Consider the following 22,349-nt stretch of genomic DNA (forward strand, 5'->3'; position numbering starts at 1 on the left):
GGGAGCGATCGACTAGGAGCGATCGATCAGAGAGCGAGGAGAGGGCTGCGAGTTATTAGGCTGCGAGTTATTAGAATCCTGGCTTTCGCGATCTTGCTGATCCACCGCATCAGGACGCGACTCGATCGAGGAGTCCATCTCATCAGACCCAGAGGGCGAACCGGGGCGATCGGTTGGAGTTGGCGTAGATTCAGGAACCTCAGTCCCAGCGGGGCCACTCTCCGATCGTTCAACCCCTTGCTGACGAGCCTTATAGAAGGTTTCCAGACTGTTGCGATCGCCCACAAAGCGCCAATGCCAAGGTTCATAGGACACCCCTTGACGATTGCCCTCCGGAAACGACAACTCAAAATTAAACCGAGCCGCATGATCCGCCAGCCAGCGGAAAGCTCTCGTTCGTTCAAAGTTCTGATTCAAATTGGTTGAAGGCGCATTGGCATCCCCAATATCCACCGCGTAGCCCGTGTGGTGTTCGCTATAGCCGGGGGGCGCACTCACCTCAGCCCGCTTGGTAGCCGCTTGGTTGCGGGCAGCCTTGATGTTAAAAAACACGGACTGTTGTTGCTCCACGGAGCGAAACGCCGACAGCACCACCAAATTCACCCCATCCGCCCGCGCCGCAGCGGCCATGGAGCGATAGGCCCGAGCTGCCGATCGCCGCAATCGCATCTGGCCATCGTTACTAATGGGGCTAAGTTCCGATTGGGGTGCTTCTTCGTAGGGCAAATGGCCCAACAGGGAGTTGGGATCCGGCGTAGGGCTGGCGGGAGCCGTGGGGCTGGGGGTGCTACCGATCATTTGGTCTAAGCGTGCTTGCCAGGTATTGGGCAACTGCCGCACTGACCAGAGGTAGGCAAAACCGCCCGCCGCGATCGCCCCGAGACCCAACAATCCCCCCAAAATACCCAGCCAGGGCCGCCCCTGGGGCCGCGCCGGCCCATTCACCGCCTGTTGATTCGCATCGCGTACCGCTTCCGGCACTTCGGCACTGCCCATCACCGTCAGCAAGCCAGCTTCCAACTCTGAAGCGCGATCGGGGCGCGAGCGTTTTGACACTTGGGGGCCAACTCCCGCCGCCGAGGAAGGCTTGGCAGTTTGGTTCGATTCAGCCTTCTCAGCCCTATCCGAAGCATCCATACTGAACCACTGGGGCGCGTGCTAGACGATTGCAGCAAAAACTACGCCCCCATTCTAGGGATATTCATCCGCGCCATGGGCCCAAGACCAAAAAATCAGCCCTTATTTAACCGTCAGCCGGAAGTTGAACCGCAACCATAGGGAACTGATTGTTCAGGATCGCAGCGCGAGCACCGGGGCTTCGGAATTCGGATCAGGCTATTTCTGGGTGTTTGCTCTGTGCGTTAGCTTTAGGCGCTTATGGGTGGATGAACAGGCTATTTCTTTAGATTGAGTTAATTCTGCTAATTGAATAATGTTAATTTGCGAATTGCCCATTGGGTTAATGCTAATTTGGGGATTGCCAATTTTGTGAATTTCGAGTTGGCGAGTACCAAGCTGGCTAGTACGAATTGAGTGCCTTCCAGGGTAATCATGGCCCACCCAATCACTGATTCATGGCATCTGTGATGGAACCTAACCATGGCTTCAGGGAAAGGCTGCAATTGGGTGAATGCCCAAGGAATTGGGTTGGTGTCAATTCAATTCAATTAATGCCAATTCGATTAACATTCATTTAATCCGTGATTTCTGAAGAAAATGCTAGAAAATTTCCAGGTTTTTGAACAAGATTTATCAGCGGAAGCCCTGGCTGACTATCGCCAAGCCTCTGCCCTGGCGATCGATACGGAAACCATGGGCCTTAAACCCTGGCGCGATCGCCTCTGTTTGGTACAGATTTGTAATCCGGCGGGGCAAGTGGCCGTGGTGCGAATTGCCCGAGGGCAGACTGCCGCACCAAACCTGAAGCAGCTTTTGGAAAATGAAGCGATCGAGAAGGTTTTCCACTTTGCCCGCTTTGATGTGGCCATGTTGCAATACCACCTGGAGATTGCCACGAACCCCATTTTTTGCACCAAAATTGCTAGTAAATTAGCCCGCACCTACAGCCCCAAACATGGCCTCAAAGACCTGATTAATGAACTGGAAGGGGTGGAGTTGGATAAACGCCAGCAGAGTTCCGATTGGGGCAATGCGGTGAATTTATCGGTGGCTCAATTGGAATATGCCTCCAATGATGTGCGCTATTTGCTCAGTGCTCGACAGAAATTAATGGCAATGTTGCAGCGTGAAGAACGTTGGGAATTGGCCCAACAATGCTTTGTGGCTCTTCAAACGATCGTGCAACTCGATTTGCTGCAATACGAGAATATTTTCGAGCATTAAAGGCTGCGGTTGTTGCCCCTTATTTCTGCAAGCTAGGAGCGCTTAAATCAGGTTCAAGATTTCCTGGGCCGCCCGATCGGTTGCGCCGTCGCCCCCGAGCCGATCGCGCATGGCTTGGTAGTCCTGCTGAAGCTGGGCGGCCCGATCGGGTTGCAGCAGGGCGATCGCCTCTTGGGCAATTCGATCGGGGCTGGCCTGTTCCTGCATCAATTCTGGGACGATCGCCTGTTCGGCCACCAAATTGGGCGGCGACATGAATGTAATTGAAAACTTCAGCAGGTGACGGGCAATCCAAGCGGTGATTGGACTCACTTTGTAAATCACCACCTGCGGCACTTTCAGCAGCGCCAACTCCAAATTCACCGTGCCAGATTTGGTCAAGGCTAAGTCGGCGGCGGCCATGGCCAGCAAGCTATCACCGACAATTTCCGCCTTGAGACCAAATTCAGCGATCGCCTGTTCAATGGCGGGTCGGTAAGCAGGCAGAGAAACCGGAATCAAAAACCGAGCCTTGGGGTGATGATCCTGCACTTGGCGAGCGGCCGCAAAAAGGCTGGGCATCAAGAGTTTTAGCTCTTGGCGACGGGAAGCCGGCAGCAACACCACCGCCAATTCATCGGTGCTCAGTCCCCAATGCTGGCGGGCGGTAGCCCGATCGGGGGCTTGGGCCAAGCGATCGATCAACGGATGCCCAATCCACTTCACGGCGGCTCCGTAGCGCTGATAGTAGGTGGCTTCCTGGGGAAAAATCGCCAGAATCACATCCGTCAGCCCCACCACCTGCGTGGTGTTGCGATCGCCCAAAGACCACACCCACTCTTGGGGGGCAATGTAGTAAGCGGTGGGCACTTGGGGCAATTGGCGCTTAAAGAAATGGCCCATGGTCAAATTGGGGCCAATGTAGTCAATAAAAACGGCCACATCGGGCGGTTGCTGGCGGAGGGTGGCCTTGGTTTGCCATTGGAGCTTCAGGGTCGGAATGACGAAGGGCAGAGCTTCCCAAAGGCCGATCGAACCGATCGCACTCGTATCAAAAATCAGCCGGGCCCCCGCCGCCGCCATGCGCGGCCCCCCGAGCGCCGTAATTTCCAAAACCTGACCCCGAGCTGCTGCCGCCCGCTGCAAGGCCTGGATCAACAGGGCCCCCTGCAAGTCCCCGGACACTTCCCCCGTGCTCAGAAAAATCCGCAAAGGGCGATCGGGCGTTCCCAATTTAGTCATGGCTGCTGCGGTGGGGTTTGCGGCCGGTCATCGGGCCCCGCCGTCCCGCCTTAGACTGCTGCAAAAACCGAATTAAGTGTTGCAACGCTTCGCAGGAGGGCAGCAGCATGAGTTCCTCAAGGGCTTGCTCCAGCGTGGCCTCAGAACGATACAAAATCCGAAAGGCTTTGTTCAGGGTTTGGGTGGTCAGGCCGTTGTCTAGCTCGTCATAGCCGGCCCGCTTCAGCCCCACGCGGTTCAAGGTGCGCACCCGGCCGGGGCTGCCCTCCACCAACATAAATGGCGGCACGTCCCGATCGATCCGGCTCATGCCGCCAACCATGGCCAACCGGCCAATCTTGACAAATTGATGAACCCCCAACACGCCGCCAATGGTGGCCCGCGACTCGATCATCACATGGCCCGCCAAGGCCACCCCATTGGCAATCACCACCCCATCTTCAATGAGGCAGTTGTGGGCCACGTGGCTGTAGGCCATCAACAGGTTTCCGTCCCCCACTTGGGTCACTTCCCCTTCGTGGGTGGCGCGGTTGATGGTCACGTATTCGCGAATTTTGTTGTCGTTGCCAATGATGGTTTGGCTGAGGGCCCCTTGATATTTGCGATCTTGAGGCTCTGTGCCGATCGCGGCTCCTGCAAAAATTTGGTTTCGTTCCCCCAAGGTGGTGTAACCGTCAAGGATCACATGGGGGCCAATCTGAGTTTCGGCCCCGATCGAAACGGCGGGGCCAATGACGGCATAGGGGCCGACTGTCACCGTGGGATGGAGTTCTGCGTCGGGATGAACGATCGCCGTCGGATGAATCGCTGCTTTCATGGGATCGGTGCGATCGCGCTGCCCTGACACACTAATACGTTTAGCCAATGCTGAAAAGTCTAGTTCGTCAACTAGTCCGCTAGTCCACCAGGGAGAACATCAACTCGCCTTCACAGGCCAGTTGCCCTTCCACTTCCGCCCGGCCGTGCATTTTGCCGAAGCGTTTTTGCTTCACCCAAAGCAGTTCGACGGTCATGATCAGTTGATCGCCGGGAACCACGGGCCGACGGAAGCGCACCTTGTCAATGCCCCCAAACATGAACAAACCTTGACCGGGGTTGTCTTGCATTTGGGTGAGCACCACGCCGCCCACCTGAGCCATGGCTTCCACAATCAGCACCCCTGGCATGATCGGGCGATTGGGAAAGTGGCCTTGGAAGTGGGGTTCATTGAAGGTGACATTTTTTAGCCCCACGGCCCGCTTACCGGGAACATAGTCGATGATTCGATCGACCAAGGCGAAGGGGTAGCGGTGGGGAAGCAGCCGGTGAATGTCTTCAACGGTGAAGGTGGTGGGCCCAACGGGGCGATCGGCCTGATCCGTTGTGGTTGTGTCCTGGGTCTGGGCGGTGACAACGGGTTCTGGAGCAGAAACAGTGGACATAGGACTTTGCAACCTAAACAACGGGCCAGTGGGCGATCGAGCGGGCAAAACCACGGATGGTCACGAACTCCTGTGAGGGATGGGCGTGCCTATCCGCTGCTGGGCAATTGGATGGATGGTGACTGAGCAATGGCGGAACCCTGGGCTGGCACTGATTTTCGAGGACTCATTGCCGATCGGGTTCCGATCAAGGTTCGATCGATGACTGATCAAGGTTCGATCAATCAATTGCCGACCGACTTTCGATCGAAGACCCATTGCCAATCATTGCCGCCAGTTTGGCCACCAGTTGCCCATGAAGACGATGGCTGGCTTTGTAGGCCAAGTAATGGGCGCGCGGAATGGTTCCGAGCAGGGCCAAGTCGCCAACTAAGTCTAAGATTTTATGACGCGCTGGCTCATTTTCATACCGCAAGGGCGGATTCAGCCAGCCCGCTTCGCCACAGACTAGGGCATTGTCCAGGCTGCCACCTCGGATCAGGTTGGCGGCCCGCAGTTGTTCAATTTGGTGGGCTAAGCCAAAGGTGCGGGCAGGGGCAATGTCGTGGGCAAAGGAGCCGGGCTGGGGTTCCGGCTCGATCGGGCAGAAGGCTGCTCCGGGTGACCAACTGTGCCACTGGTTGCCGATCGCGGGTAGGGCAAAGTCAATCCCATAGCTAAATCGCAATTCTGCGGCGGGCAAGGCGGCCACAAAAGCATCGCCCTCATGGATCCAAAGGGGTTCAGCAATGGTTGCCGGATCGGTTGCTGGCGTGCGGGTGCTCGGCAAGGCCCGCAGACCGGCCAGGGCGATCGCCCGACACCATTCAATGGCGGAACCGTCCAACAGGGGCACTTCGGGCCCATTAATTTCCACTTGGGCCGCCCCCACGCCACAGGCGACCAAGGCGGCCATCAGGTGCTCGATCGTGCGGACGGTGGCTTGCGGATCTTGGGGCGATCGAACCTCCGTGGACAGTTGCGTTTGAGAAACTAAATCCCAACGCGCGGGAATGACCGGGCGATCGGGCAAATCCGTGCGCACAAACCGAATACCCGGTTCCAAGCTGGGCTGCACCCACAGGGTCACGGGCAATCCGGAATGTAGCCCCACGCCCGATCGACTAAAGGCCTGGCCGAGGGTGCGCAGGGGGGCGATCGGGCGCTGGGTCTCCGGCGCGATCGCCATAGCCTCCGAGGACAGCCCGACCATTGCGAGTTCCGGTTGGGGTTCCGCTTGCAGTTCTGGTTCTAATGCCGTTGGTAATTCCCTTTGCATTGCCCCTAGAACCGCTCACCGATACCAAAGTGCAGTCGATTGCCGCCCTCGCTGTTCCAGCCATAATCCAGCCGGATTGGGCCAAAGGGCGTGCGGGCCCGCAGTCCAACCCCATAGCCCACACCCCAACCGGGCTTTTCACGCACCACGGCCGGTTGCCCGGGCACATCTTCCCCTGAGCCAAGGTCGGTGGCAAAGTCCAGGAACAGCACGCCGCCCACGGGAATTTGTTCCGTCACCTTCAACAGGGGGAAGCGATATTCCACCGAAGATTGGAAGAAGTAGCGACCGCTGCCCACCTCGCCTTCATCAAACCCGCGCACGGAGTTGGTGCCGCCCAGGGGGAAAGCTTCATAGGGGGGCAAGTCTCCAAACACGCCGCCCGCTTGCAGGTTCACGGCGATCGTTTCGGGGCCGGCGGTGAACTTGGTGAATTCCACCGGGAAATAGCGGCTGTAGTTGGCCCGCAGTCGGGTGAAGAAAATACCGGTAATGGGAATGGCTTGATCCAGACCCACCCGGAAGAAGGAGCCTTGGGTGGGGGTGACTCGATCGTTTCGGCGATCGTTGGTCAGGGCCAGTTGCAGGGTGAAGATGTCGTCCTTGCCGTCCTCGTTGAAGGCCAGTTGGTTGCCATCTTCGTCTTCGGGGCTGAGGTCGCCATCGCGATCGACAATGCGCACATGCTGGAACTCTGCCCCCAAGGAGCCGCTCCAGGTGCTGGACAGGGGCCGGCTAAAGACCACGCGCCCCCCGGTGCGATCGACCCGAGGCAGATCGCCATTGTCCAACTCCACTTCTCGCTCACCCCCATCAAAAATCAGCGAGATCGATCGCCGCTTGTAGAGGTTCACCGTGTAGGACGTTCGGTTGGGGTCACCCGCAATCCAAGGATCCGTGAAGCTGAGGTCAAAGCCCAAACCCCGCTCCGACAGTTGCACTTCTGCGCCCAGCTTTTGGTTATTGCCCCCCAGGTTTTGTTCCTGGAAACTGACGGAACCAAAAATGCCGCTGGTGGAGCTAAAGCCCACTTCCGTTCCCAAAACGGCGGTGTTTTTCTCCTGAAGATTCACCGACACATCCACCTTGCGCGGATCCGTGCCGGGATTGAGGGTTAACTGCACATCTTCGAAAATGCCCAGCCCAAAGACGCGCCGCAAATCCTTCTGAATTTGATCGCGGTTAAACACTGCGCCCGGTTTGGTGTCCATTTCGCGGAACACAATGAAATCGCGGGTGCGGCCGGTGACCGTTGTGCCATCTTCGTTGGTGGGTTTGCCCTCGTCGTTCAGGAAGGTGATGTTAATGTCTTCAATTTGCCCTTCCGCCACTTCCAGGGTCACGTTGCCGTCTCGACCCACGCGCGGCGATCCCACCACTTGGGCTAGCACATAGCCATTGGACTGATACCACTGGGTGAGCTGTTTGATTGACTCTTGCAGCTTGTTCAGGTTCAGGGTGGAGCCATACAGGGGGCTGAAGATTCGATCGATTTCCGTGGCTGGCAGCACCGTGGAGCCTTCAATTCGCACCGCCTGTAAAACCGGGTTGGGGGTGACCTCAAAGGTGACCCGTACCCCCAAGGGGGTGTCGTCCGGCACGGCACGCACGTTGGCGAACAGCCCCGTGGCAAAAATGCGGTTGATGTCCTCTTGCAGTTGGCTGCGGGTGGCCGTTTGACCTGGCCGGGTGCGAATGACTTTGTAAACCTCCTCTTGCAAGGTGGCTTCTGCGCCAGCCACAACCACTTCCGCAACCAGAACTCTGGCTTCGGTTGGGGTTTGCTCAGGGGCGGCGGGTTCTTCGGTGGCTGGGCTGGGGGCAGGTTCCCCTTGGGCGATCGCCCCGGTTGAGGGCTGGGGGCTGGGTTGTGCGGGCCCGGCGGCGATCGGTCCGTTGACCGGGTTGGCCGTTGGGGTTGGTGCTGTCGGGCCGGCGGCCACCGCGATCGGGGCGGGTGGCACAGGATTGGCCGTGACCGCTGGGGAAACCGGCGACAACTCCGGAGTCGCGGCCACGGATTCCGTGGCTAGCTCCGCCGTTGACTGGGTGGCCGATGCCGAGTCCGTGGTTGGCTTCGTTGCCGATTCCGCCGTTGATGCTGCTGCCGATTCCGTCGCCGTGGGTGGTTCTGTCGCACGGGCTGCTGGACTGGTCACCGAGACGATCATGGCACTTGCAGCCAGCACTGGCCACAGGATCATCAAACGCAAAACACGCATACACTCCTCACCTTAGGACGCAGCCAACTTTCGATGTGGCGGTGGAAACAACGGGTTAGCGTCCAATTTAGCCATTGAGATGGGTTTGAGGCTCGCTGCTGCGCCGTTGCTCCGAATTTAGGGGTCGGACATCGATCGAGGATTGCAATCGACCACGCGCCACCGGGAGCCATCTCACTCCATCTGAATTCGGTTCGCTAACCGACAACCCAACCAACAACCAAAACAGTGCAATCCTACCGCAGGAGCTTGTCGCTTGAGAGTGGCCAGGGGATCTCTAATTCGCCAAAACCTTTTCCAGGACTCGCTGATAAGCCCCCTCCACGTTTCCTAAATCTTGGCGGAAGCGATCCTTATCCAACACTCGGGCGATCGGGTCGGTTTCCTTGGCATCCCACAGGCGACAGGTATCCGGGCTAATCTCATCCCCCAGCACAATCCGCCCGCCGGAGTCGATGCCGAACTCGATCTTGAAGTCCACCAAGATAATGTCGCACTGCTGGAAAAAGTCGCGCAGGATTTCGTTAATCCGTTGGGTCAACTCCGTAATTTCTCGTACCTGAGCTGGCGTGGCCAACTTCATGGCGTAGATTCGGCCCTCCGTCACCAACGGATCCCCAAATTCATCGTTCTTGTAGCAGAACTCAATCAACGGGGGTTCCAGCGGCGTACCCAGGGCAATGCCCGTTTGTTTGCAAAGACTACCGGCGGCAAAATTCCGCACAATCACTTCCAACGGCACGATGGTCAAGGCCCGCACATTCATTTCATTGGGAGCGGGGCAGTCCACAAAGTGGGTCGGCACGCCCGCCGCTTCCAGCTTGCGAAACAGGTGTTCCGACATGGTGCAATTAATGCGCCCTTTACCCGCGATCGTCCCTCGTTTTTGGGCATTGAACGCCGTGGCATCGTCCTTGTAACAGGCCAACAGAATGGTGGGATCCGCCGTGGCGTACAGGATTTTGGCTTTGCCTTCGTAAAGCTTTTGTAGAGCGGTCATGGATTCCTGAAGCGCAATAATTCCTGAAGCGCAATAAATTTCGACCCATCCAGCTTAGGGCCTGTCGTCCATGGCCAGCCGCTGAGCGATCGCGACGGCCCGATGGCAACCCGGTGGCCGGGTTGGATTGCTGCAATTCTGCACTGCTGTGCGGCTGTTGCGTGGCTAGAGTCCCGTTTGGTTAAATCCCCACCCGATCGCGATCGGGGTTTAGCCATTGCCACAGGAAATCGTAGTGATGGATATAGCCTGGTTCCTCAGCCACGCGGGCGGCCGCCAACAGGGGCGACACCAGCGCCTTAATCGTCAGGGCAATCAGAAACGGAATTCCGACCAGGGCGCTGCAAAGGGCGGCCGCTACCAAAACGTTGAGGTGAAAATTCACAGCCGATCGGGCGTTGGCCTGGGCCCGGGGGTCAGGAGCCGCCACCATAATTGCGATCGCCAAACCGCAGCAGACCAATTCCAATAACACTGCGCGATCGACCCCGATCGGGGCCAGGGTCACCATTCCCAAGCCGCAGCCCAGGAACACTGACCAGTGGGCCAACGTTGCCAGCCAATCCGACTGATCCGGTTGGGGCGGATTGGTGCGCCAAGGCTCGAACTGCCATTGCCCAAGTTGCCATCCCATAAACACCTCCTGACCGGTCAATGCGGGCGACGATGTGCGGCGGCCGTCTCAACCGAGTTTCAACGTTTCAACCCAAGGCCAACCGACTTGTGTTAGCGACCACCACACCACAACAACACGATCGGGCAACCAAAACATCGATACCTTAGTTCTATCGACTTTTGGGGACAGCATCCTGAGGACTTGGCGGCTTGTAATGTTTATTTGCACTCATTTGTGCTGATCGCGCCGCTTTGCTTCCCCGCTGCTCCAGGGGGCGATCGCAGGGCGCAAGTCACCCAAACCTATTCCTGAACCAATAATCCTGCGTAGATCCTGCGTAAATCCTGAGCAAATCCCGAACCAATTCCAGGCGAATTTCGAGCAAATTCCGAGCCAATCAGTGAAGCCTGAGCACATTTTTCCTGATCAAACTTTACGTATCTTTACGCTCTTATCTCCGTTGGCCCTTCAGGCTTTACGCTAAAAACGCCGATCGGCCTCCCTGTTTTTGAGACTCAATCCTTTAACACCCTATGTTCCCCACCCATCGCCCTCGTCGTTTGCGGACTAGCGAAACCCTGCGCCGCATGGTTGCGGAAACCGTCGTCACCACCAACGATTTGATCTACCCGTTGTTTGCAGTGCCGGGTGAAGGGGTGGCGAACGAAGTGAAGTCGATGCCGGGTGTTTATCAACTCTCGATCGACAAAATCGTTGAAGAAGCCAAACAGGTTTATGACCTAGGAATTCCTGCCATCATTTTGTTTGGAATTCCCGCTGAAAAAGACACCGATGCAACCGGTGCTTGGCATGATTGCGGCATTGTCCAAAAGGCAACCGAAGCCGTGAAAAAAGCCGTGCCCGATTTGGTGGTAGCGGTGGACACTTGCCTGTGCGAATACACCAGCCATGGGCACTGCGGCTATTTGGAAACGGGCGATCTCAGCGGACGAGTTCTGAATGATCCCACCTTGGAATTGCTGAAAAAAACCGCCATTGCCCAAGCCAATGCCGGAGCCGACATCATTGCACCTTCGGGGATGATGGATGGATTTGTAAAATCCATTCGGGAAGCCTTGGATGCGGCTAAATTCCAAGACATTCCAATCCTCTCCTACGCCGCCAAATACGCCTCGGCTTACTATGGGCCGTTCCGGGATGCGGCTGAATCAACCCCGCAATTTGGCGATCGCCGCACCTATCAAATGGATCCGGCCAATGGGCGGGAAGCCATCAAGGAAATTGTCCTGGACATTGCTGAAGGGGCGGATATGTTGATGGTGAAGCCGGCTCTGGCCTACATGGACATCATTTGGCGCGTGAAGGAAGCTAGCAATTTGCCTGTGGCGGCCTATAACGTTTCCGGTGAATATTCGATGGTGAAGGCGGCGGCCCTCAACGGTTGGATTGATGAGCAACGCGTGGTGATGGAAACCATGACCAGCTTTAAGCGATCGGGCGCAGATTTGATTCTGACTTACCATGCCAAGGATGTGGCTCGCTGGCTGAAGGTCTAAGCGGATTCCTGAGACGTATTTTCAGGCACTCACGAAGCATCGGCTGCTATGGGACAAGGGGCTTAGGGCCTGTCGTCAAATCGCCTGAAACCTTGATTCCGCCGTTGGCAGATCGTGGGGGACAAGGGGCTTAAGCCCCTTGTCTTTGATAAAGCTTTTTAGATTCGGTTTTTTAGATCCAGGGTGCTCCTGAGGTAAGTGGCACAGGCGGCGGCACTCGAATTCAGGAAGCTGCGTCTGCTAAAACAGGCCTCAACAAGTCTCTCCTGGAAATCTATGACACTCGTTACCTCCCTGGCCGATAACGGCCCCGGTTCCCTGCGTGCGGCCTTGGCGGCGGCCCCCAATGGTGACACCATCACCTTTGCCCCCAATTTGGCCAACCAAACCATTCGCCTCACCAGTGGCCAACTGTTGGTCGATCGGGACATCATCATCGATGGAGCCAATGCGCCAGGGCTGGTAATTAGCGGCAACGAAAGCAGTCGGGTGTTTTATGTCAGCAAGCAGGGCGGTTCCGCCACGTTTCGCAACCTGACCGTGGCCGATGGGCGCACCCGAGGAGCCACCAACGTCAGCACTTCCGGCGCGGGGATTGGTACTGACATTCGCGTCAACCTGACGATCGATAACGTCACCTTCCGCAACAACGAGGCGGAAAACTTCTCCGGCGGTGCGGTGTCCCTGGAGTTTCAGGGGAAGGGCACGATCACCAACAGCCGCTTTGACAACAACCGAGCCAGCCAAAAAAATAGCGGCTCGATCGTGGAGTTTGGGGCCGGCGCGGTGCAAAGTTGGGCCGAAACGACGCTGGTGGTGCGCAACAGCGAATTCACCAACAACAAAGGAACCAACGGCGGGGCGATCGGCACGATCCAAACCGAGTTGCTAGTGGAAAACAGCCGTTTTGTGGGCAACGATTCCAGCAAAGGCGGCGCGGCCTTTTGGGGCCAAGGCGGGGCCATCTACGCTGACGCTGCCAGCAAATTTGGCGATGGGGTGGGTGGTCAAATGATCATTCGGAGCAGCTACTTTTCGGCCAACCGAGCCGCTGCTCAAGGGGGGGCGCTTTCGCTCTATCCCTACCGACCGGACAAGGCGTTAATTGAGAATTCAATCATTATTGACAACACCGTGGTGGCCGATCCGGGCGGGAATGGCTTGGGGGGCGGTGTGCGCTTGGCCGTGGGGGATGCGATCATTCGCAACAGCACGATCGCCAATAACAATGCTGAAACTCAAGGCGGCGGGGTTTGGATTGCGGAAGATGCTTCAGTGCAAATCATCAACACCACGATCGGGAATAACAAAGCGGTGAATCCCGATCCGCTGCGGGGAATTGGCGGCGGCATTTTCTTTGCCAATAATCAGGCGAACAAGCTCATTAATGTCACCTTGGCTAACAACACCGCGAGTGGCTTTGGCGGCGGCATTTTCAAAAATAATGCGTCCTCGGTGGAAGTCACGAACAGTTTGTTCGTAAACAATCGGGCCGGCAACAGCTTTAGCGAATCATTCCAAACCAACCGCACCCTGACCGATGGGGGCAATAACCTGCAATTTCCCGCCTCGTTGCCCGGGGGCAAAGATCCGCAAATTACCGGCAGCGCGATCGTGGCCGATCCAAAGCTGGGGCCCCTGCAAGACATTGGCGGCGGCCAATTGGGCTATTTGTTGCAAGCGGGCAGCCCGGCCATTAACGCCGGAAAAGCCGTGGCCGGTGTGACGACAGATCAGCGCAGTTTGCCGCGTGATGGGGCGATCGACATTGGCTCCACGGAATTTGGTGTGGGTGGCGGTGGCACAACTCCGCCCCCAGCGGGTCAGTTCACTTCCGGTAATGATGACCTGAACTTGACCGATAACGCCGATTCGGCCGATGCCCTGGCCGGGAACGATCGGGTGGTGGCCCTCAGCGGGAGTGACAATGTTTTCGGCAATGCGGGCGATGACAGCCTCTTTGGGAATGCGGGTGATGACACCCTGTTGGGCGGCGATGGTGCGGATTTCCTGTTTGGCGGGCGCGATCGCGATCGACTCTTCGGCAACCTAGGCAATGACCAGATCTTTGGCAACATCGGTGACGATGAGCTTTATGGCGGTCGTGATGCGGATAGCCTGTTTGGCGGCCAAAACAACGACAGCCTGTTTGGCAACATCGGTGCAGACTTGCTCTCGGGTGATTTGGGTGATGATTCCCTCTTTGGGGGGCAAGACAATGACACCCTGGTGGGTGGTGACGGGGCTGATTTGCTCTCGGGCGATTTGGGCAACGATCTCCTCACGGGGGGCGCAGGGGCCGATCGGTTCATCATCGGTTCCGGCAAGGGCACGGAAACGATTACTGATTACCAAGACGGGACGGACAGGATTTTGCTGGCGGCTCCGTTGGCCTTTGGTGGCCTCAGTTTTGCCACAGTCAGCGGTGGGGCGGAAATTCGCTTTGGCAGTGAGGTGTTGGCCTTTGTGCAGGGGGTGAGTCCGGCGGTGTTTGACCCGGCAGACTTCGGAACCATCTAGCACTATTTAAGGGGCGATCGCCCAATCCGACCTGGCCGATCGCCCCTTGTCATAATGAGACCAATTGCGATCGTGAGGATCCGCCAATGATTGCCCAAACCCCCAGCGCACCGGGAATAATCCAACCGAAACCGATCGAGTATCCCGACAGCGACGGCCAGCCGATGGCAGACAACACCAAACAATTCCAATGGATTCAAACCATCCATAGCAACCTCGCCGCTCTCTTTGCCAACGATCCCCAAGTCTTTGTGGCGGGCGACTTACTTTGGTATCCCGTCGAAGGCGACAACAAAACCCGTCAAGCGCCCGATGTGATGGTGGTGTTTGGCGCACCCAAGGGCGATCGGGGTTCCTATATGCAATGGCGCGAAAACAACATCGCCCCGCAGGTGGTGTTTGAAATTTTGTCGCCGGGGAATCGCCTAACCGAAATGATGAAAAAGCAGATGTTCTATCACCGCCACGGCGTGGAGGAATATTACATCTATGACCCCGATCGCAACGACCTGAGCATCTTGATTCGGGGGGCAGGTGAGGCGCTGGAACCGGTGGATGAACCGGATAGTTGGGTCAGTCCTCGGTTGGGCATTCGGTTCCAACTGGGCGAAGAAACCCTCACGCTCCTGCGGCCAGACGGCCAGCCTTTTTCCACCCTGATTGAGGAGCGCCAACGGGCTGAACAAGCGGAGCAGCAAGCCGCACAAGCACGGGAGCAAGCTGAACAGGCCCAACAACAGGCGGCAGAAGAGCGCCAACGGGCTGAACAGGCCCAGCAGCGTGCCGATCGCCTCGCGGCTCGACTGCGAGAATTGGGGCTGGATCCCGAAACGATCGACCCCTAAAGCACAGGAAAGGGAGTAAGCATCGATGTTGCGATCGCTCAAAATTGGCCGGGTCAAAATCGGCTTGGTGGGATGGGGACTTTGGCTAGGGACGATCGCCCCTGGCCAGTCGATCGCCTGGGCCATGCCTTCGCCAATGTCCGAACCACCGGTTTTGCCGGTTTTGATTGATTGCCAAAACTTGCAACCGGCTCCCGATCGCAGCAAAACCCTTCCCCCGGACGCAGCGGAAAACCTGGGTGATTGGCAGCTTTGCACCCAGCATCCTGAAACCGCGATCGAGTGGTATCAAACGGCCCTGGCCGGTTACCGTGCCTTGGGAGAAAGTGCCGAGGCATCCGTAACGATCGCCCTGTTCAAGCTGGCCCGGGCCCACCTGATGGCTGAACAGCCCACCGCTGCTCTGGATTACTACCACCAAGCGATCGAGCGAGATCCGATCTATGGCTTCTTGGATTTATTCCTGGAACGGCAGGTTTCGCCCCTAGGAGAACCGGTCACGGACTCTGGATTGCGGGGCAATGGCTACAGCGGCCCCACCCGAGCGGAACCCTCGATCGCTGCCAGCGCCCAGTTTGAGCTGGCCTACGACTCCTATCGCCTTGGGCAAATCACCGCCGCCCTTCAGGCCTATCGCACCGCCTTGCAACTGCGGCCCAACTTTGCCCAGGCCCACTTAGGGCTAGGCATGGTTCTGGAGCGACAAATGGACTACGAAGGCGCAATCCGAGCCTATCAAACTGCAATCAAACTGGAGCCAGACTTGGTTTGGGGACATTACCGCCTAGGCGCGTTGCTCACTATTCGCTATCAACCAACGGCGGCCCGGGCCGCCCTGCGGCGGGTGGTGGATGCCCACACGGGGCTCGATTCCTTGGGAGAAGCGGTTAAAGCGGCAATCGTCGAAGACCTAATGGGGGATTTCTACCAATCCCGAGGAGACTCGGCCGAGGCTGATCGCGCCTATCAACGGGCCCTGGCCCTCGCTCCCCAGGGGCCGGGTTTTTACCTGAAGCTGGGGAAAAACTGCCTGATTTGGGGCCAACATCAACGGGCGATCAACTCCTTTCGTGCTGCCCTGGCCCAACTGCCGCCCGACCATCCCGATTGGGAACTGGCTGAAGTGGGCATTGCCGAAGCCCTGGTTTGGTCAGATCGTTGGGCCGAGGCCAGGGCCCAGCTAGACAGCGTTCTTCAGCGTTGGCCCAACTCTGCTGATGCCCAGAAATTAAGGGAGTATGTCAACAGTCGGCCCCGCTAGCGTCGGTTATCCTATCCCATGGTTCAAAAATCATTTCCTACTCGGTGGCTGGCTGGGGCTGGAGTTGACCAAGGCCGATCGCAGGCCATTGACGCGATCGCCCCATCCCCAAAATTCCCGTGGCATCATGCCCACAGGCCCGATTCAAGGGTTCTGGGACGTTTAGAGTTTGGGGAAACCTATGAAAGTTGCCGTTTTCAGCACGGAACCCTACGATCGCCAATTTTTGGATGCCGCCAACGCCAACGCCGGTCATCCCCACGAACTGGTTTACTTTGATACTCGCCTCGAAGCCCACACCGCCGCCCTTGCCGCTGGATTTCCCGCCGCTTGCATTTTCGTGAACGATGACGGAGGGCCCGAAACCCTCAAACTTCTGGCCGACAACGGCACAAAACTGATCACCCTTCGCTGCACGGGCTACAACAACGTTGATCTGCGTGCCGCCCAAGACTGTGGCCTCACCATTGCTCGCGTCGCGGTCTATTCTCCCTACTCCGTGGCCGAGCATGTGGTGGGTTTGATCCAAGCGCTCAACCGCAAGCTGCACCGAGCCTATAACCGCGTGCGGGACGATAATTTTTCCCTCAATGGCCTGTTGGGCTTTGATCTTCACGGCCGGACGATCGGGATTGTGGGAACGGGGAAAATCGGCTTGATTTTGGCTCAAATCATGACCGGCTTTGGCTGCAAAGTGCTGGGCTATGATGTCTATCCCAACGCCCAATTTGCAGCGATCGGGACGGCCCGCTATGTCTCCTTGCCGGAGCTGTTTGCCCAGTCAGACATCATCTCCCTCCATTGCCCTCTGACCCACGACACGCACCATCTGATCAGCAAACAGGCGATCAATCAGATGAAGCCCGGCGTAATGCTAATCAACACCAGCCGCGGCCAATTGGTGGACACCAAAGCCGCGATCGAGGGCATCAAATCGGGTCAAATTGGCTATTTGGGCATCGATGTCTATGAACAAGAGGCCGAACTCTTTTTCCGTGACCTGTCCGACACCGTGATTCAGGACGATACCTTCCAGTTGCTGCAATCGTTCCCGAACGTGATCATCACCGCTCACCAAGCCTTCTTTACCCGCGAAGCCTTGGGGGACATTGCTCGCACCACCATTGAAAACCTCACCGCCTTCGAGCAACACCAACCGATCGCCAATGAGGTGCGCCTTCCTGATTAGGGATCACGGCTGATCGATCACGACTCGGGTTCTTTTCTGCCCTTCTTAGTCATTGCCTTCAGTGTTAATTGATCAGGGGCGTGCAGTTGTGCGCCCTCTGCGCCCTCATGGATTTGGCCCATGGTGAGCAATCGGATCCATCAGCATTGCCCTGCACCGGTTGGCCGGAACTTGCCGGACTTTGCAGGTTTGAAAGACCAGCCTTTAGAGAAATACAACAATTGGTTAAAAAGGATTGCGGGTTGTTGCCGTATCATTCTTAGAAGTATTTTTAACAAACCATAACGTTTCTCAGCCAAGGAGCGACCATGACGATCGCGGTGGCCCCCGAGCAGCCCACGACCGCAGTGCAGCACGTTCCGCGAGAATATCTCGACCCACCCCAGGAACTGTTTAACCCCACGCTGCTAATGATGGTGGCCGCCACCGCAATTGTGGTGCTCTCCGTCTGTGGCTATTGGCTATGGCACTGGCCGGACTGGATTTGTTTTTGTGCCAATGTGCTGGCGATGCACCTGTCGGGAACCGTCATTCACGACGCATCCCACAACGCCGCCCACAAATACCCGATCGTCAATGCCATCCTGGGCCACAGCAGCGCCCTGATGTTGGGGTTTGCGTTTCCTGTGTTCACGCGGGTTCACCTGCAACATCACGCCAACGTCAACGACCCCAAAAACGACCCCGATCACTTTGTTTCCACCTGCGGGCCCCTGTGGTTAATTGCACCCCGGTTTTTCTATCACGAAATTTTCTTCTTCCAACGCAAGCTCTGGCGCAAGTATGAGTTGCTGGAATGGTTTCTGAGTCGGATGGTGCTGGTGGGCATTGTGTGGGCCGGCATCCATTGGGACTTCATTGGCTACGTGATGAATTTCTGGTTCTCGCCCGCGTTGGTGGTGGGTTTGGCCCTGGGATTGTTTTTTGACTATCTACCCCATCGGCCGTTTGAGGAGCGCAATCGCTGGAAGAATGCACGGGTCTATCCGAGTGCTCTGCTAAATTGGTTGATTTTGGGGCAAAACTATCACCTGATTCACCACCTTTGGCCCTCAATCCCCTGGTATCACTACAAAACGGTTTATGAACGGGTGAAGCCGTTGTTGGATCAGAAAGGATCGCCGCAGACGCTGGGCATTCTGGGAGACCAAAAAAATTTCTGGAATTTCATGTATGACGTGTTCTTGGGCATTCGTTTCCATCGCCACTGAGCCAGGTTGAGCCATGTTGATGAGCAACATCGGGCGGTATTGAGCAACATCGGGCGGTATTGAGCGATCGGGAAACAAGAGCCAGGCTCAGATCAGCATGATTTGTCAGGAAACCCGGGTATTCATCGCTGATTGATGACTAATTTGCTGATTTGATCCCGATAAATTTCTGATTAATTCCTGACGACTTCCCGATCGATTGCTCAATCTCAGTTCCGTATCAATCCCCTGTCTGGCGATCGTCAATGCCAGGCAGGGGTTGCTTTTTGACCCGATCGCTCCCGGGATCCGGCTTGGGGGCCGAGCTGTTGGGTGGATGGGTTGGTTCAACCCATTGGTTGCTGATTGGTTGCTGGCTCTGTGCTCTTTGTTGGCCACAAGCATTTTGCCTCGGAAAAATTCGCTACACCATTAGCACTTCCCCGATCGTCCCCTGTGATCGGGTTGTGGCCTTGGGTTGCGGATGCAGCACCCTGCTGCCTTGCCCTCTTCTCCCGAAGCCATTTTCAGACCTGCGCGATCGATGATTGCAACCGGGAAAAATGGAACCAATCGCTCCAACATTACGCGGTCACAGGTTTTGGCTCCCTGCTAGGGCGATCGGGACAATGTGCCCAGCCATCCGGATGGCCGCTCGCTGTGATGGGAACCATGAGGAAATGCAATCGGTCTTTGGATGAAACTGTATGCATTTTGTCAAACACTCGTTACAAGATGTCATAATCTAAAGGGCAGATAGGTCATTCAACCTTGACGTTGCCCCACCCATGGGGATCAAGGCTGAAACCAACGACCATCTGCGGTGCGATCGAGCCGAATCCCTACGACGACACAACAACTCGGCGATCGCGCGGGACTTCGCAACCGCTACACCCAGTGAGGTGACTACCATGGATCATTCATTTGAATTGAGCCTCGAACAGCAGTTCAACATCCGCTCCTTCGAAAGTCAGGTAGCCCACATGAGCCTTGAGCAGGCCCAGCAATTCTTGGTTGAGCTGTATCGCCAAATGATCGTCAAAGAAACCATGTACAAGGAGTTTCTGAAGCATGAGTGGGGTCTCGGCGAGCGTTTTCAAGCGCCCTAGGCCAGCGCCCTAGCGGTTCCCATCCGCTGCAACCCGATCGACTCGGTGCGAGCTGCCTCCGTCTCCTGCTCTGTTCCCGCTGTGAACCGAACTGGGGGTGTTGGGGTAACGCTCTCCCACCCAAGGCCAAAGGGTTCTCCCCGTTCCGAGAATCGAATTGCTGAGCTTGGCTGCTGACTCTGTGCGCCGACCTGCCCACAGCCCTCTGGTTCAAACGCTTCCGAACACCACCCCACAATGTCATGTTGAATGGTTTGCCTCCTAAGAACACCGGGCCCGGCACCCGAAAGTTATTCCGAAAGTCCATAAAGAACGCTAGCTTGGAGGGGATACGATTTCGATCGGATCCCCTCTTGGCTTCAGGGGCTAAGGGGCGGTGGTAACTGTTCTCGATCGCTACGTTGATCATCGCTACGTTGGCCACTGTTGGTGATCACTCCCGATCGCTGTAGCGGTGGTGATCCGCTTAACTCGTAGTTGGTTGGCTTTAAGGTTTGGTACGAGGATTTTGACCCATGGCGTGGGGCGACCAAATTTACGTGATGCGATCTCTGGCCGGGTTGCAAAGTGCCTATGAGCATCACGGGATTGATTGTGGTGATGGAACCGTGATCCATTACTCCAAGCGCGGTGAAGTGCCCAAGGTGACGCGCACATCCTTGCTGGAATTTGCCAGCACGCAACCGGTCACCGTGAAGCGCTATGCCACTTGCTATTTGCCCGATGCGACGATCCAGCGCGCGGCCAGTCGGTTAGGGGAAACAAAATATAGCCTGCTGCTGAATAATTGCGAGCATTTTGCCACCTGGTGCAAAACGGGCCGGGCGGTGAGTCATCAAATACAAGACTTTTTGCCTTTTCTGGAAAAAGCGGATCCCGATTGGGTTGATCAGGTGCTGCATCAGCCTACGGAGTCGGGGGATGAGCAGGCTCAGGTGCAGGCTATTCTTGATCGCGCCTTGGCGGATATCAAACCGGTTTGGAATAATTTGCAACCGCAATACAACCGGGCTGTGGATGAGCTGCGGGATTGGCATGAGGTGGCGTTGTTGGCCATGCAGCAAGGGAGGGAGCCGGTGGCGCGGCGGGCGATCGCCCGGAAGTTGGCAGCCAAAGAGCGGGCCCAAACCCTCAAGACAGATCTCGATCGGTTGGCGGAGATGACTGAAACATTGCTGCGGAACGCTAAAAAAATCTCATAATCCACTGCGCGACTCCGTTAAATTCTGGAGCGTTGAAGCCTCGATCGCTGAAGCCTAAAGCGGTTGGTCGCTGGGGATGCTGTCTAGGGCAGCCCGCCAACCTTGATTGGCAGTCCAGGTGATGGCTCCGTCTTCGCCGGTTTGGTAAAGTTGCGCCCGCTGCGATCGCAAGAGGGGGGTAACGGTGGGTGCTAGTTCACGGGTGGAGGCGATCGCCCAGCGGGGTTGCAAAGCGGCTACCAGTTCCGGGGCGAGGTCTTGACCTGGCCACCAAAGACCAGTGACCGATCGCACCTGTCCCGTTTGGGCGAGCAATTTTTGTTGAGCGACGGAACAATTGCCCAAGAGAAACCAGCGCTCTTTCCCCAATTCCAAGGTTAGGGCGGGGGCGATCGGGTCAATGACCGTGAGGTTGGCGCGGCCCATGCGCAAGGTTTGACCGGCTGTCAGGTTGCTGTAGCGACCGTTGCGAACCCGAGCAGCACTGACCATGGCTCGATCGACATTAGAAGCGGCCGTTTGCAACGGTTGATCGTATAGGTTGACGATCGGTTGTTGCTCCAAAATTCGCAGCCACCCTCGCCGTCGATCGGGGCGATCGCTCATCACCACCCCAACTTCAATGCGGTTAATGCCCTGTTGGCGCAAGAAGGGCAACACCGTGAACTGAGCTACGGGTAAGTCTCCGGCTCCCGCCAGCAACAAGCGCCCTCCATCCCGCACAGCTAACATTGGTTGGCTGCCCGCATCCAGGACGGTGGCCGTGAGTTCCCCGCTGCGAGCCAACCAACCGGGCCCGATCGCCACCACTAAAGCCCCGATCGCCACTAGGCCCCAACGATTGGCCCGCTGAAACCAGGGCAACTGCCAAACGGCCACCAGCAGGAGATATAAAACCAACAACTGCCCGATCGAGATTGCTCCCACGGCGATCGCGCTGCCTGGCCAACTGGCGATCCATTCTCCAAAGGTCAACAATCCCCGCACGGGATAAACCAAGCCGCTGGCCAACCAGTTTCCCAAGGGGGGCAACAGGCCAATTGCCACTGCTGCAATCAACCCCGCCACCGTTAGCACTGATACCCAAAGACTGGTCAAGGCTGAGGCGATCGGCCCATAGACAGAAATCTGATAAAAAGCCCATAGCTGCACTGGAATCGTCCAGATTGTCGCCGCCAGGGCTGAGGCGATCGGTTCCGACGTAAACTCCGGCAGCCAGCTCAACCGCTGGGCGATCGCCGTCGCCGACACCACCAGCCCCAAAGTGGCCAGCACACTAAACTGAAATCCCAAGTCCCAAATCCAGAGCGGGTTCCAGCACAACATCACCACCACCACCGCCAGCAACGCGCCTAAGGAATTCACTTGGCGCTGTTGAGCCATCCCCCATAGAACCGCTGCCCCCATCAACCCCGCCCGCAGCACGGAGGGACTG

At 57.0% G+C, this 22,349-nt stretch carries 19 protein-coding genes; 10 read left to right on the forward strand and 9 right to left on the reverse strand.

Annotated elements, in window-relative coordinates; translation table 11 throughout:
- Positions 1 to 12: 12 nt before the first annotated feature.
- On the reverse strand, positions 13 to 1,137 hold the full coding sequence (locus tag AMR42_RS11025; protein WP_099533511.1) for a D-alanyl-D-alanine carboxypeptidase family protein: 1,125 nt from the start codon (positions 1,135 to 1,137) through the stop codon (positions 13 to 15).
- A gap of 579 nt (positions 1,138 to 1,716) precedes the next feature.
- On the opposite strand from AMR42_RS11025, the gene AMR42_RS11030 reads away from it, so the two are divergent.
- On the forward strand, positions 1,717 to 2,343 hold the full coding sequence (locus AMR42_RS11030; RefSeq protein WP_099533512.1) for a ribonuclease H-like domain-containing protein: 627 nt from the start codon (positions 1,717 to 1,719) through the stop codon (positions 2,341 to 2,343).
- Between the two features lie 42 nt (positions 2,344 to 2,385).
- On the opposite strand, the gene lpxB is transcribed toward AMR42_RS11030, so the two are convergent.
- The 7 genes from lpxB to AMR42_RS11065 form a co-directional block, all read right to left on the reverse strand.
- A complete protein-coding gene (lpxB, locus tag AMR42_RS11035) occupies positions 2,386 to 3,564 on the reverse strand; it encodes a lipid-A-disaccharide synthase (RefSeq protein WP_199858152.1) in 1,179 nt (392 codons plus the stop codon).
- On the reverse strand, positions 3,557 to 4,381 hold the full coding sequence (gene lpxA, locus AMR42_RS11040; RefSeq protein WP_099533513.1) for an acyl-ACP--UDP-N-acetylglucosamine O-acyltransferase: 825 nt from the start codon (positions 4,379 to 4,381) through the stop codon (positions 3,557 to 3,559). Before lpxA ends, lpxB begins: the two co-directional genes overlap by 8 nt.
- Positions 4,382 to 4,460: 79 nt before the next feature.
- Positions 4,461 to 4,985: a 3-hydroxyacyl-ACP dehydratase FabZ gene (fabZ, locus tag AMR42_RS11045; RefSeq protein ID WP_099533514.1), complete on the reverse strand. Its 525-nt coding sequence runs from the start codon at positions 4,983 to 4,985 to the stop codon at positions 4,461 to 4,463.
- A 220-nt stretch (positions 4,986 to 5,205) separates the two neighbouring features.
- On the reverse strand, positions 5,206 to 6,153 hold the full coding sequence (lpxC, locus tag AMR42_RS11050; RefSeq protein ID WP_099533529.1) for a UDP-3-O-acyl-N-acetylglucosamine deacetylase: 948 nt from the start codon (positions 6,151 to 6,153) through the stop codon (positions 5,206 to 5,208).
- Positions 6,154 to 6,248: 95 nt separating this feature from the next.
- The gene (locus tag AMR42_RS11055) at positions 6,249 to 8,465 is read right to left on the reverse strand and encodes a BamA/TamA family outer membrane protein (protein ID WP_199858153.1); all 2,217 of its coding nucleotides are present in this window, start codon (positions 8,463 to 8,465) and stop codon (positions 6,249 to 6,251) included.
- Positions 8,466 to 8,742: 277 nt separating this feature from the next.
- Complete coding sequence (purC, locus tag AMR42_RS11060; protein ID WP_099533515.1) at positions 8,743 to 9,465, reverse strand: phosphoribosylaminoimidazolesuccinocarboxamide synthase; 723 nt, start codon at positions 9,463 to 9,465, stop codon at positions 8,743 to 8,745.
- Positions 9,466 to 9,646: 181 nt separating this feature from the next.
- Positions 9,647 to 10,099, reverse strand: a complete 453-nt coding sequence (locus AMR42_RS11065; protein WP_099533516.1) for a DUF4870 domain-containing protein — start codon at positions 10,097 to 10,099, stop codon at positions 9,647 to 9,649.
- Between the two features lie 515 nt (positions 10,100 to 10,614).
- On the opposite strand from AMR42_RS11065, the gene hemB reads away from it, so the two are divergent.
- The 9 genes from hemB (at position 10,615) to AMR42_RS11110 (ending at position 20,914) form a co-directional block, all read left to right on the forward strand.
- Positions 10,615 to 11,598 carry a porphobilinogen synthase gene (gene hemB / locus AMR42_RS11070; RefSeq protein ID WP_099533517.1) on the forward strand — a complete coding sequence of 328 codons (984 nt, stop codon included), beginning with the start codon at positions 10,615 to 10,617 and terminating at the stop codon, positions 11,596 to 11,598.
- A 276-nt stretch (positions 11,599 to 11,874) separates the two neighbouring features.
- On the forward strand, positions 11,875 to 14,118 hold the full coding sequence (locus AMR42_RS11075; protein ID WP_099533518.1) for a choice-of-anchor Q domain-containing protein: 2,244 nt from the start codon (positions 11,875 to 11,877) through the stop codon (positions 14,116 to 14,118).
- Between the two features lie 86 nt (positions 14,119 to 14,204).
- Positions 14,205 to 14,963 carry a Uma2 family endonuclease gene (locus tag AMR42_RS11080; protein WP_099533519.1) on the forward strand — a complete coding sequence of 253 codons (759 nt, stop codon included), beginning with the start codon at positions 14,205 to 14,207 and terminating at the stop codon, positions 14,961 to 14,963.
- Between the two features lie 25 nt (positions 14,964 to 14,988).
- Complete coding sequence (locus AMR42_RS11085) at positions 14,989 to 16,224, forward strand: lipopolysaccharide assembly protein LapB (protein WP_099533520.1); 1,236 nt, start codon at positions 14,989 to 14,991, stop codon at positions 16,222 to 16,224.
- A 181-nt stretch (positions 16,225 to 16,405) separates the two neighbouring features.
- A complete protein-coding gene (locus AMR42_RS11090; RefSeq protein ID WP_099533521.1) occupies positions 16,406 to 17,413 on the forward strand; it encodes a 2-hydroxyacid dehydrogenase in 1,008 nt (335 codons plus the stop codon).
- Between the two features lie 308 nt (positions 17,414 to 17,721).
- Entirely contained in the window at positions 17,722 to 18,624 is a 903-nt protein-coding gene (gene crtR, locus AMR42_RS11095; RefSeq protein ID WP_099533522.1) for a beta-carotene hydroxylase, read from the forward strand.
- 266 nt (positions 18,625 to 18,890) lie between these two features.
- Positions 18,891 to 19,151 carry a hypothetical protein gene (locus AMR42_RS11100; protein WP_143473031.1) on the forward strand — a complete coding sequence of 87 codons (261 nt, stop codon included), beginning with the start codon at positions 18,891 to 18,893 and terminating at the stop codon, positions 19,149 to 19,151.
- A 363-nt stretch (positions 19,152 to 19,514) separates the two neighbouring features.
- Complete coding sequence (locus AMR42_RS11105) at positions 19,515 to 19,712, forward strand: NblA/ycf18 family protein (protein ID WP_099533531.1); 198 nt, start codon at positions 19,515 to 19,517, stop codon at positions 19,710 to 19,712.
- A 515-nt stretch (positions 19,713 to 20,227) separates the two neighbouring features.
- A complete protein-coding gene (locus AMR42_RS11110; RefSeq protein ID WP_099533524.1) occupies positions 20,228 to 20,914 on the forward strand; it encodes a lecithin retinol acyltransferase family protein in 687 nt (228 codons plus the stop codon).
- A 54-nt stretch (positions 20,915 to 20,968) separates the two neighbouring features.
- Here AMR42_RS11110 and AMR42_RS11115 read toward each other — a convergent pair.
- On the reverse strand, positions 20,969 to 22,349 hold a 1,381-nt coding region (locus AMR42_RS11115), incomplete at its 5' end, for a ComEC/Rec2 family competence protein (protein WP_199858154.1).

The sequence above is a fragment of the Limnothrix sp. PR1529 genome, assembly GCF_002742025.1.
Taxonomy (GTDB): domain Bacteria; phylum Cyanobacteriota; class Cyanobacteriia; order CACIAM-69d; family CACIAM-69d; genus CACIAM-69d.